The organism is Pseudomonas sp. SW-3, from assembly GCF_016615645.1.
GTDB lineage: Bacteria > Pseudomonadota > Gammaproteobacteria > Pseudomonadales > Pseudomonadaceae > Aquipseudomonas > Aquipseudomonas mandelii.
In genome coordinates this window covers 1801366-1812691 of sequence record NZ_CP067098.1, presented here as the reverse complement: position 1 = coordinate 1812691, position 11326 = coordinate 1801366, and the positions used below count along the sequence as shown (strand labels likewise).

General features: G+C 59.2%; 11 protein-coding genes. 2 read left to right on the top strand and 9 right to left on the bottom strand.

Annotated features, from left to right (window positions below; all coding sequences use genetic code 11):
* Positions 1–53: 53 nt before the first annotated feature.
* The 6 genes from acpP to JIO00_RS08095 all read right to left on the bottom strand — a co-directional run bounded on the left by acpP (position 54) and on the right by JIO00_RS08095 (position 4045).
* The gene (gene acpP / locus JIO00_RS08120; RefSeq protein ID WP_003442511.1) at positions 54–290 is read right to left on the bottom strand and encodes an acyl carrier protein; all 237 of its coding nucleotides are present in this window, start codon (positions 288–290) and stop codon (positions 54–56) included.
* A 191-nt stretch (positions 291–481) separates the two neighbouring features.
* Positions 482–1225, bottom strand: coding sequence for a 3-oxoacyl-ACP reductase FabG (fabG, locus tag JIO00_RS08115; RefSeq protein ID WP_010461854.1), 744 nt, complete (start codon positions 1223–1225; stop codon positions 482–484).
* A 16-nt stretch (positions 1226–1241) separates the two neighbouring features.
* Positions 1242–2180, bottom strand: a complete 939-nt coding sequence (gene fabD / locus JIO00_RS08110; RefSeq protein ID WP_042932292.1) for an ACP S-malonyltransferase — start codon at positions 2178–2180, stop codon at positions 1242–1244.
* A gap of 126 nt (positions 2181–2306) precedes the next feature.
* On the bottom strand, positions 2307–3317 hold the full coding sequence (plsX, locus tag JIO00_RS08105; protein ID WP_102594306.1) for a phosphate acyltransferase PlsX: 1011 nt from the start codon (positions 3315–3317) through the stop codon (positions 2307–2309).
* Between the two features lie 4 nt (positions 3318–3321).
* Complete coding sequence (gene rpmF / locus JIO00_RS08100) at positions 3322–3504, bottom strand: 50S ribosomal protein L32 (RefSeq protein ID WP_008152339.1); 183 nt, start codon at positions 3502–3504, stop codon at positions 3322–3324.
* 13 nt (positions 3505–3517) lie between these two features.
* A complete protein-coding gene (locus tag JIO00_RS08095; protein ID WP_004371317.1) occupies positions 3518–4045 on the bottom strand; it encodes a YceD family protein in 528 nt (175 codons plus the stop codon).
* Between the two features lie 105 nt (positions 4046–4150).
* Between JIO00_RS08095 and JIO00_RS08090 the strand changes: the two genes are divergently transcribed.
* A complete protein-coding gene (locus JIO00_RS08090; RefSeq protein WP_010461865.1) occupies positions 4151–4729 on the top strand; it encodes a Maf family protein in 579 nt (192 codons plus the stop codon).
* A 48-nt stretch (positions 4730–4777) separates the two neighbouring features.
* Here JIO00_RS08090 and sppA read toward each other — a convergent pair whose 3' ends face one another.
* The 3 genes from sppA to rluC are packed head-to-tail and all read right to left on the bottom strand — an operon-like array spanning position 4778 to position 7403.
* Positions 4778–5767, bottom strand: a complete 990-nt coding sequence (gene sppA / locus JIO00_RS08085) for a signal peptide peptidase SppA (RefSeq protein ID WP_200667947.1) — start codon at positions 5765–5767, stop codon at positions 4778–4780.
* A 24-nt stretch (positions 5768–5791) separates the two neighbouring features.
* On the bottom strand, positions 5792–6454 hold the full coding sequence (locus tag JIO00_RS08080) for an HAD-IA family hydrolase (protein WP_010461869.1): 663 nt from the start codon (positions 6452–6454) through the stop codon (positions 5792–5794).
* Positions 6441–7403, bottom strand: coding sequence for a 23S rRNA pseudouridine(955/2504/2580) synthase RluC (rluC, locus tag JIO00_RS08075; RefSeq protein ID WP_010461871.1), 963 nt, complete (start codon positions 7401–7403; stop codon positions 6441–6443). Before rluC ends, JIO00_RS08080 begins: the two co-directional genes overlap by 14 nt.
* Positions 7404–8103: 700 nt before the next feature.
* Between rluC and rne the strand changes: the two genes are divergently transcribed.
* Positions 8104–11316, top strand: coding sequence for a ribonuclease E (gene rne / locus JIO00_RS08070; protein WP_200667946.1), 3213 nt, complete (start codon positions 8104–8106; stop codon positions 11314–11316).
* Positions 11317–11326: the final 10 nt, after the last annotated feature.

Here is an 11326-nt window from a genome sequence, read left to right as displayed (position 1 = left end):
CGCCGTGATGGCAGTGCGGTTTTTCCATGACAGCAAGCAACGATTACAAGCTATTAAGCCTGATGGTTAGTAACGTAATCGATTGCGGCTTGTACAGTAGTGATCTTCTCAGCTTCTTCGTCAGGGATTTCGGTCTCGAATTCCTCTTCCAGAGCCATCACCAGCTCAACGGTGTCAAGGGAGTCGGCACCCAGGTCTTCAACGAAGGAAGCAGTGTTGACCACTTCTTCTTCTTTAACGCCCAGTTGCTCAGCAACGATTTTCTTGACGCGCTCTTCGATGGTGCTCATACCTTGTTTTCACTCCTAATGGACAAATTCAGGCAGCTGGCCAGTGGGTAAGTGTATAGAAAGACTTTTCAGTTTTTCAACTGAAAGCTTCACTCCTCAAACCCGACGACCCTCTGCCTATAAATAGATTGCAGCTTTATAACGGATTTTAGACAGCTCGTATGACATTTTTTTGAAGCAATCCGTCACATTTAACTCATGTACATCCCGCCGTTCACCGGGATTGTAGCCCCAGTAACGTAAGCCGCACCGTCGGATGCAAGAAAAGCGACCACAGACGCGATCTCTTGAGCTTGCCCCAGACGGCCCAGCGGAATCTGCGTCTGCAAGGCTTCACGCTGTGCCTCAGGCAGTTCGCGGGTCATATCGGTGTCGATGAACCCTGGGGCCACCGAGTTTACCGTAATCGAACGCGAACCGACTTCACGCGCCAGTGCACGGCTGAAACCTTCCAGACCGGCCTTGGCGGCTGCGTAGTTTACTTGGCCTGCGTTGCCCATGGCACCCACAACCGAGCCAATACTGATAATTCGTCCCCAACGGGCTTTGGTCATACCGCGCAAAACGCCCTTGGACAGGCGGAACAGACTGTTCAGGTTGGTATCGACGACGTCATGCCATTCGTCATCTTTCATGCGCATCATCAGATTATCGCGGGTGATACCGGCATTGTTGACCAGGATCGCCGGCGCACCGAACTGTGCTGTGATGCTTGCCAACACCGCAGCAACGGATTCGTCGCTGGTGACATTGAGTTCCAGGCCAGTGCCTTGAATACCATTTTCTTTCAGGGTAGCGGCAATACGCTCGGCGCCGGAAGCGGACGTCGCGGTACCGACAACAATAGCGCCCTGACGACCCAGTTCCAGGGCGATGGCCTGGCCGATACCGCGGCTCGCACCGGTGACCAGTGCAACTTTACCTTGCAGACTCATGCAAGTTTCTCCTGATTCAGGCCAGCGCTGCACGGGCGGCAGCGAAAGCGTCTGGGGTATTGAGGTTGGATGTCGACACGCCTTCGGCGCAACGCTTGTTCAGGCCGGCGAGTACTTTGCCAGGGCCGCATTCGACCAGCTGGGTCGCGCCCTTGGCGGCCAGCGCCTGGACCGACTCTACCCAGCGTACAGGCTTGTAGAGCTGCTCAAGCAGATCGCGCTTGAGGGTTTCCAGATCGGCCGGCACATTGGCGCTGACGTTCTGCACCACAGGGATCTGCGGAGCCTGCCAGTCAATGGCAGCGATCGACTCAGCGAAACGCTCGGCTGCCGGACGCATCAATTCGCAATGGGACGGCACGCTGACCGGCAACGGCATGGCACGCTTGGCACCACGAGCCTTGCAGCCTTCGATGGCGCGTTCGACCGCAGCCTTGGCACCGGCGATCACGACCTGGCCCGGGGAGTTGAAGTTGACCGCGCTGACCACTTCGCCTTGCGCCGCTTCGGCACAGGCGGCCAACACGTCAGCATCTTCCAGACCCAGGATTGCGGCCATGCCGCCCTGCCCGGCCGGAACCGCTTCCTGCATCAACTGACCACGGCGCTCCACCAGCTTGACGGCGGCGCCCAGGCTCAGGCTGCCCGCCGCGACCAGTGCGCTGTACTCGCCCAGACTGTGACCGGCAACGTAAGCCGGACGCGCGCCGCCTTCCGCCAGCCACAGACGCCACAAGGCGATCGAGGCAGTCAGAATGGCCGGCTGGGTTTTATCGGTTTGATTGAGTTGCTCTTCCGGCCCTTGCTGGGTCAGTGCCCACAGGTCGTAACCCAGAGCATCGGAAGCTTCTTTGAATGTTTCGAGGACAACCGGATGTTGTGCGCCCAACTCGGCCAGCATGCCGAGGGACTGCGAACCCTGTCCTGGAAAGACGAATGCGAGGGAAGCAGACATGTAACAAGCCCCTAATGATCTTGTCGTCGGAGAATTTGACGTCCCGCTTGGGGGACGCAAGAAACTGACAGTTGGATGGCCAATTGAACTGAGCGGTCACATTTAAGCATTGTCCGACGAAAACGCCTAAAGCAACAAATCCTCCAGACGGCCGTGAATGCGTTCCGGAAGGTTTTCCTGGATCTCGATCAGCGCACGGGAAATGGCACTCTGAAAACCCTGAACCCCGGCCGAACCGTGGCTTTTCACCACAATCCCCTGCAAACCCAGGAAGCTTGCGCCGTTATGTCGCGCAGGCGCCAGATCGGCCTGCAAACGCTTCATCAGGGGCAGCGCCAGCGCGCCGATCATTTTCGAGGCGAGGTTTTTCTTGAACAAGGCTTCGATGCGCCCGGCAATCATGGTCGCCAGGCCTTCGCTGGACTTGAGCAGGATATTGCCGACAAAGCCGTCACACACCACCACGTCCGCCTCGCCCCGGTACAAACCGTCACCTTCGACAAAGCCGATGTAGTTGATGCCGCGAGCACTTTGCAACAAGGTCGCCGCCAGCTTGACCTGCTGATTACCCTTGATGTCTTCGGTGCCGATGTTCAGCAAGGCCACCCGTGGGCGAACAATGCCGAGGGTTTCTGCCGCCACCGAGCCCATCACCGCAAATTGCAATAAATGCTCGGCACTGCAATCAACGTTGGCGCCGAGGTCGAGCAACTGGCAATAACCCTTCTGCGTTGGAATCGCCGCCACCATCGCCGGCCGATCGATGCCGGGCAACGTCTTGAGCACAAACCGCGACAACGCCATCAGCGCACCGGTATTGCCGGCACTGACACAGGCCTGGACCTTGCCATCACGCAACAACTCAAGCGCCACGCGCATCGACGAGTCAGGCTTGCCACGCAAGGCCTGGGCAGGCTTTTCGTCCATGGTGATGACTTCGGACGCCGGAGCAATCGACAGGCGCGAGCGATCCACAGCCGATTGGCCAGAGAGCAATTCTTCAAGAAGAGAGGGTTGACCGACGAGGGTCAGGTGCAGCGAGGGCGTAGCAGACAGACAAGCAAGGCTGGCCTGAACAATGCTGCGGGGACCGAAGTCCCCGCCCATTGCGTCAATCGCGATGACTTGAGCAGACAAGTGATTACTCGTCAGCGCCCTTGTCGATCACTTTACGGCCACGGTATACGCCTTCTGGCGATACGTGGTGACGCAGGTGAATTTCACCGGTGGTTTTTTCTACAGACAGAGTGCTTGCCGTCAGGGCGTCGTGCGAACGACGCATGTCACGGGCAGAGCGGGATTTTTTGTTCTGCTGAACAGCCATAATTGATTAACTCCTAAACGTTTGGGTCACGCTTTAACTGCGCCAATACACTGAACGGGTTGGACCGCGTTACCTCGTCCTCGCTCGGTTCGGGCTCATCGAGACCCGCCGGCTGCTGGCATTCTTCCGGATGATGAGCAGGCACAATGGGCAAGGCGAGCAGAAGCTCCTCCTCGATCAGTGACTGCAGATCCAATGGATCTTCGCCCAGTTCCAGCACGTCATAACCTTTCGGCAACGACTGGGTATTCGCACCCTCCTTCACCACAGCATAACTGCATTCGCTATGGATCGGCAGGGTGACCAGCTCAAGACAACGCTGGCAAACCATTTTGACTTCGGTGTCGATAAAACTGTGGATTACCACAGACTTACGTTCATCTCGTTCAAAAACGAATTTAGCCTGCACCGTACCGACAGTATCGGAAAGCGGGTCGCAGAGTCTCTCCAAATCGGCCAGCAGCAGTTCACCTTGAAGGGTGGTGCCACGGTCAGCCAATTTGCGCGGGTCAACGTGAGGTGGAATCGGGTCATTCAACATAGGCGCAGCATTATAGGGATGCACCCAGCCATGTCAAAGGAAATTCAGCCCTGTCCGTCACTTGGAAGCCTCGGTAGAATTCGCGCCTGTCTTCCGGAGATACGCATGCTGCCTTTATTACTCGCTTCAAGCTCGGTTTATCGCCGGCAATTGCTGGCCCGCTTGCAGCTGCCATTCACCTGCAGCTCACCGGATATCGATGAAAGCCATCGCTCCGGCGAGACGGCCATCGAACTGGTAAAACGCCTTGCCGAAGAAAAAGCCCGGGCACTGGCCGGCAGCCATCCTGCTCATCTGATTATCGGCTCCGACCAGGTTGCCGTCCTCGGCGATCGAATCATCGGCAAACCCCACACCTTCGAGAAGGCCCGCGAACAACTACTGGCATCCAGCGGTGCCAGCGTGACCTTCCTGACGGGCCTGGCGCTGTTCAACAGCCAGACCGGCGACTGCCAGGTCGACTGCGTGCCTTTCACCGTGCACATGCGCACCCTCGACCCGGCACGCATCGAGCGCTACCTGCACGCCGAACAGCCCTACGACTGCGCTGGCAGCTTCAAGGCCGAAGGCTTGGGGGTGAGCCTGTTTCAAAGCACCGAAGGCCCTGACGCCACCAGCCTGATCGGCCTGCCGCTGATTCGCCTGATCGACATGCTACTGGCCGAGGGCGTGCAAATTCCCTGAACACAAAAAACCGGCCACTGAGGCCGGTTTTCTGGTGCAACCAAAGAATCAACGCAACGAAGGCCCCTGGAAGCCCATCCACATCGCCAGTTGCTCAGCCACGCTGGCACCGAGCTTTTTCGAGAAACGATCAAATGGCGATTCCTGAACGGTGAAATCCACCAGTTCCTTCTCGCCAATTACATCGCGCGCCACCGAACTGGCACTCCCCAGGCCATCGATCAGCCCCAGCGGCAACGCCTGCTCACCGTTCCAGACCAGCCCGGAGAATAACTCTGGATGCTCTTTATCCTTGAGACGGTCGCCACGGCCCTTCTTCACGCTGTTGATGAACTGCTGGTGCGTGGTATCCAGAACACCCTGCCAGAACTGAGTTTCCTCAGGCTTCTGCGGCTGGAACGGGTCGAGGAACGACTTGTGCTCGCCGGACGTGTAGGTCCGACGCTCGACGCCAAGCTTCTCCATGGTGCCGACGAAACCATAACCGGCCGCCGTCACACCAATGGAACCGACCAGACTCGCCTTGTCGGCGTAAATCTGATCCGCCGCGCTGGCGATGTAGTAAGCACCGGAAGCGCCAAGATCGGAAATCACCGCGTACACCTTGGTATCCGGGTGCAAGCCGCGCAGACGGACGATCTCGTCATACACATAACCCGACTGCACCGGACTGCCGCCCGGGCTGTTGATGCGCAGGACCACACCCTTGACCTTCTCGTCCTCGAAGGCAGCACGCAGACTGCCAACAATGTTGTCGGCGCTGGCCGGCTCCTTGTCGGCGATCACGCCGGTCACGTCGATCAACGCCGTGTAGTGGGAACCGCGGGTCGCGCTTTTTTCCATGTCCATGAGCGGCGCGAACAGAATCAACGCGCCAAACAGGTACACAAAGGTCAGCAATTTGAAGAAAATACCCCAGCGACGAGACCGGCGCTGCTCCTGGACACTGGCCAGCAAAGTCGTTTCCAGCAGCTTCCAGCTTTTTTCGTCACCGCTCTCTGCGCTCGCCTTGGCGGGCGCTTTCCATTCGTCGGTCATGACATCTACCCCAGCAAAAACCCGTTAAGCCCGCTGACCCAGCCAGGCATGCAATTCTGAAAAACGATCAATGGCCAGTCGCGGCTCGAACAGCTTCAGCGCGTCGATCGATTGCGCGCCGTAACTGACTGCCACCGAATCCATACCGGCGTTACGCGCCATCTGCAGGTCGAAGGACGAATCGCCCACCATTAGCGCCTGCTCCGGGCGAACCTCGCAATGCGCGAGAATCTGCTCAAGCATCAGCGGATGGGGCTTGCTGGCGGTTTCGTCGGCGGCGCGGGTGATATCGAAATAATCTTCCCAGCCATGGGCTTTCAGCACCCGATCCAGCCCGCGACGCGCCTTGCCCGTGGCCACAGCCAGATGATAACCCTCGGCGCGAAACGCCTCCATCGACTCGAGCACACCCTCGAACAGCGGTGAAGGCACAGCCTCTGCGGCGATGTAGTGATCCGCATAGTGTTGGCGGAACGCAATCAGCTCGGCATCACCAATATCGGGGTACAACGTGCGAATGGCCTCAGGCAGACCCAGACCGATAATGCCTTTGACGGCAAAATCATCGCGCAGCTGAAACCCGGACCGTTCGGACGCGACATGCATCGCCTCGACAATCCGACCAATGGAGTCAGCAAGCGTGCCGTCCCAATCGAAAATCAGCAGTTTGTAATCAGAGGGGTGCACTCAGGCGCTCCACGGTCTTGGCCCACATTTCATCCACCGGCGCCTGCAATTTCAGCTCGCCACCATCGGGCAGCGGCACAGTCAGCAGATAGGCGTGCAGGAACAGGCGTTTGCCGCCCAAATCGCGAATTTCCTTGCTGAAACCTTCGTCGCCATACTTGGTGTCGCCAGCGATGCAATGCCCGGCATGCAAGGTATGGACGCGAATCTGGTGGGTCCGGCCGGTAATCGGCCTGGCCTCGATCAGGGTGGCAAAGTCGCCGAAGCGGCGCAGGACCTTGAACACGGTCACAGACTCCTTGCCCTCCTCCTCGTCGACCTCGACCATACGCTCGCCGGAACGCAGATTGCTCTTGCCCAGCGACGCCCGGACCTGCTTGATCGAAGCCGCCCAGTTACCACGGACCAGCGCCATATAGCGCTTGTCGACGCCGTCGCCGCGCAAGGCCGTGTGCAAGTGGCGCAACATGCTGCGTTTCTTGGCGATCATCAACAGGCCGGAAGTATCACGGTCGAGACGGTGAACCAGTTCGAGTTCCTTGCAATCGGGACGCAACTGACGAAAGGCTTCGATCACCCCATAAGTCAGGCCGCTGCCGCCATGAACCGCAATGCCGCAAGGCTTGTTGATCACGATCAGCGCTTTGTCCTCGAACACAATCGAGGCTTCCAGGCGTTGCAGCAGGCCTTGGGCCAGCGGCACCGGCTCGTCGCGCTCAGGCACGCGAACCGGCGGCACGCGCACGATATCGCCCGCCTGCAGCTTGTATTCGGGCTTGATCCGACCTTTGTTCACTCGCACTTCGCCCTTGCGCAAAATGCGGTAAATCAAGGTCTTGGGCACGCCTTTGAGCCGAGCGAGAAGGAAGTTATCAATACGTTGGCCGGCATATTCCGGCGAGACCTCCAGCAGTTGTACGGCTGGGGTCGAAGGGGCAGTAGTCGTCATGCCGCGGATGATAACAATTTTTTATGGAATTGAAGCACTTAATCATTGCTGCTATAGTCGCGAACGCCGCCAAAAGCGGCCTGGACAGCGGACTAACGGTCAAAAACCGGCCCTGACCAACGCAATTCACCAGGACGCGAGGCCGTCCTACGGGGCTTTCGCTACGTAACGGTGGAGTTTGCAGCTGTAACAAGCGCAGGTGACATGAGGCCTGAATCAAGCCGCAAAGCAGAGTTTTCACTCCCCTTGCGAGCCAATATTCATGGCCAGTTCACAAAGTGCAGTCAGCTAAGGACGACCCCGAGCGAACGCTTCGGAAACAACGCCTAAATTAGCCATGATGCGTGACCTCCCCCTTCGGAGCTCACGGTAAATGCCAACCCGCTGCGGATTCTGCGCGCGGCAGCACCCGAATTATCAGGGATACGTGTAGGGTGGAGATGCACAACCGCTGGACTGTGTAGCAATAGGCTTTATCAAGACGCTTCATCTCGTCCACAGCCGCTGGTTGATTCCTCCTCCTGACTGAGTGCTTAAGTAGCCACAGCAAGCAGGACGCGTAAGTCGCGATAACGGCCCAATTGGCCAGACATCGCTGGACACGGGAATGGCCAACCACTCCCGACGCACCTGACACCGACCATGAGAAGTCGTGTGTGCCGAACGCCGTTTCCGGCAGCCCGGAAACCGACGGTACTACATGAAAAGAATGCTGATTAACGCAACTCAACCCGAAGAGTTGCGTGTTGCACTGGTAGATGGCCAACGCCTCTACGACCTGGACATCGAATCCGGTGCACGCGAGCAGAAGAAGGCCAACATCTATAAAGGCCGGATTACTCGCATCGAACCAAGCCTTGAGGCTGCCTTTGTCGATTTCGGCTCTGAGCGCCACGGCTTCCTGCCCCTCAAAGAAATCTCCCGCGAATACTTCAAGAAAGCCCCTGAAGGCCGCGTCAACATCAAGGACGTCCTGAGCGAAGGCCAGGAAGTCATCGTTCAGGTCGAAAAAGAAGAACGTGGCAACAAGGGCGCTGCCCTGACCACCTTCATCAGCCTGGCCGGTCGTTACCTGGTGCTGATGCCGAACAACCCGCGTGCCGGCGGTATCTCCCGTCGCATCGAAGGTGAAGAGCGCAACGAACTGCGTGAAGCCCTGAACGGCCTGGTTGCACCAGCCGACATGGGTCTGATCGTTCGTACTGCCGGCCTGGGCCGCAGCAGCGAAGAAATGCAGTGGGACCTCGACTACCTGCTGCAACTCTGGACCGCCATCAAAGAAGCTTCGTTGGATCGCTCCGCGCCGTTCCTGATCTACCAGGAAAGCAACGTGATCATCCGCGCCATCCGCGATTACCTGCGCCAGGACATCGGCGAAGTGCTGATCGACAGCGTTGAAGCCCAGGACGAAGCCCTGACCTTCATTCGCCAGGTGATGCCGCAGTACGCCAGCAAGATCAAGCTGTACGAAGACAGCGTTCCGCTGTTCAACCGTTTCCAGATCGAAAGCCAGATCGAGACCGCTTTCCAGCGCGTCGTTGAACTGCCTTCCGGCGGCTCCATCGTTATCGATCCGACCGAAGCCCTGGTGTCCATCGACATCAACTCGGCACGCGCCACCAAAGGCAGCGACATCGAAGAAACCGCCCTGCAGACCAACCTTGAAGCCGCCGAAGAAATCGCCCGTCAGTTGCGCTTGCGCGACATCGGCGGCCTGATCGTCATCGACTTCATCGACATGACCCCTGCCAAGAACCAGCGCGCCGTGGAAGAAAAAGTCCGCGAATGCCTGGAAGCCGACCGCGCTCGCGTGCAAGTCGGTCGCATCTCGCGCTTCGGCCTGCTGGAAATGTCCCGTCAGCGCCTGCGTCCATCCCTGGGCGAAAGCAGCGGCATCGTTTGCCCGCGTTGCAACGGCACCGGCATCATCCGTGACGTTGAATCGCTGTCCCTGGCGATCCTGCGCCTGATCGAAGAAGAAGCCCTGAAAGACCGCACCGCCGAAGTTCGCGCCCAAGTGCCGATTCCGGTCGCAGCCTTCCTGCTCAACGAAAAACGCAACTCGATCACCAAGATCGAACTGCGCACCCGTGCCCGCATCGTCATTCTGCCGAACGATCACCTCGAAACGCCGCACTTCGAAGTTCAGCGTCTGCGTGATGACAGCCCGGAAGCCGCAGTCGGCCAGTCCAGCTACGAAATCGCAGCAGCCGCTGCCGAAGTCGAAGAAGTCCAGCCAGCCGCCGCGACCCGCACCCTGGTTCGTCAGGAAGCCGCAGTCAAGACCGCGCCGGCCCGCGCCAACGCTCCGGTTCCGACCGAAGTCGTCGCAGCCGCACCTGTTGCTGCACCGATCGCCGTGCCAGAGCCAAGCCTGTTCAAAGGCCTGGTGAAGTCGCTGGTCAGCCTGTTTGCTACCAAGGAAGAGCCTGCTGCTCCGGTTGTGGTTGAAAAACCAGCGACCACCGAGCGCCCGGCCCGTAACGAAGAGCGTCGCAACGGTCGTCAGCAGAGCCGCAACCGTAACGGTCGCCGCGATGAAGAGCGCAAGCCTCGTGAGGAACGTGCACCGCGTGAAGAACGCGCACCACGTGAGCCACGCGAAGAGCGTCAACCACGCGAAGCCCGGGAAGAAACCCCGGTAGTCGCCCGCGAAGAACGTGCTCCACGTGAAGAGCGCGCACCTCGCGCCCCTCGTGAAGAACGTGCACCGCGCGCGCCTCGCGAAGACCGCAAGCCACGTGGCGAGCGTGAAGAACGCGTGCGTGAACTGCGCGAACCTCTGGATGCCACCGCTCCAGCCGCCGCTGCGACCGCTGAAGAGCGTCCAGCTCGCCAGCCACGTGAAGAACGCGCTCCGCGCCCACCGCGTGAAGAACGTCAGCCACGTGCCGAGCAAGCCGCTACCGCGGTTGCCGAAGAAGAACTGGTAACCAACGAAGAGCAACTGCAGGAAGACGGTCAGGAAGGCGCCGAAGGCGATCGTCCACGCCGCCGCTCCCGTGGCCAGCGTCGTCGCAGCAACCGTCGTGAGCGTCAACGCGATGCCAACGGCAACGTGATCGAAGGTTCGGAAGAATCCGAATCCGCCGAAGGCAGCGAAGCGGGCGAAAGCAACGAAGCGCCAAGCACTTCCGATCTGGCCGCCGGCCTGGCTGTTACCGCAGCCGTTGCCAGCACCGTGATCAGCGCGCCTGCTGAAGCCCAAGCCAACGAGCAAGCCGAACGCGCAACGGCCGCCACCCTGGAAACAGCTTCGGTCGAAGCGCCAGTGGTGGAAGCAACGACTCCGGTAGAAGCCACTGCGGCTCCGGAAATCGAAGTGGCGCCGGTTCGTGAAGCACAGCCTGAAGTTGAAGCGGCTCCCGAGCCAGTGTTTGCTGCCGAGCCAGCTGCCGAAACCTCCAGCGAAACCGTAACCGAAGCTGTCCGCGAAGTTCGTGAAGAACAAACCGCGTTCAACTGGGTTGCCGAGCCGGCTGCGGTTGAAGCGCCTGCTCCGGTTGCTGAAGCTCAGGTTGCTGAAGCCATGGTGTCCGAGCCAGTGGTTGTCGCCGCCGAGCCTGCTCCAGTGGTTGAAGCGCCGGTCGTTGCCGAAGTGGCTGCACCGCAAGTCGAAGCCGCCCCTGTCAGCGCCCTGACGCCAAGCGGCCGTGCACCGAACGATCCACGTGAAGTGCGTCGTCGCAAGCGTGAAGAAGAGCGTCTGCAGAAGGAAGCCGAACTGGCTGCCGCTGCTGCTCCGGTTGAAGCGATTGTCGCTGACGAGCCTGCACCGGTTGTGGCTGAAGTGATCGAAGCGGCACCTGTTGCCGAATCGGTCATCGAAGAAGCGCCGCGCTCCGTACAGGAAGCGGTCGAGCAACACGAACAAGCCCTGGAAAAAGAACACGAACCTAAACCCCTCGTCTGATTCCATCGGC

Coding starts and splice junctions, on each gene's coding strand:
- acpP (WP_003442511.1), bottom strand. CDS start 290: ATGAGCACCATCGAAGAGCGCGTCAAGAAAATCGTTGCTGAGCAACTG.
- fabG (WP_010461854.1), bottom strand. CDS start 1,225: ATGAGTCTGCAAGGTAAAGTTGCACTGGTCACCGGTGCGAGCCGCGGT.
- fabD (WP_042932292.1), bottom strand. CDS start 2,180: ATGTCTGCTTCCCTCGCATTCGTCTTTCCAGGACAGGGTTCGCAGTCC.
- rpmF (WP_008152339.1), bottom strand. CDS start 3,504: ATGGCTGTTCAGCAGAACAAAAAATCCCGCTCTGCCCGTGACATGCGT.
- JIO00_RS08095 (WP_004371317.1), bottom strand. CDS start 4,045: ATGTTGAATGACCCGATTCCACCTCACGTTGACCCGCGCAAATTGGCT.
- JIO00_RS08090 (WP_010461865.1), top strand. CDS start 4,151: ATGCTGCCTTTATTACTCGCTTCAAGCTCGGTTTATCGCCGGCAATTG.
- sppA (WP_200667947.1), bottom strand. CDS start 5,767: ATGACCGACGAATGGAAAGCGCCCGCCAAGGCGAGCGCAGAGAGCGGT.
- rluC (WP_010461871.1), bottom strand. CDS start 7,403: ATGACGACTACTGCCCCTTCGACCCCAGCCGTACAACTGCTGGAGGTC.
- rne (WP_200667946.1), top strand. CDS start 8,104: ATGAAAAGAATGCTGATTAACGCAACTCAACCCGAAGAGTTGCGTGTT.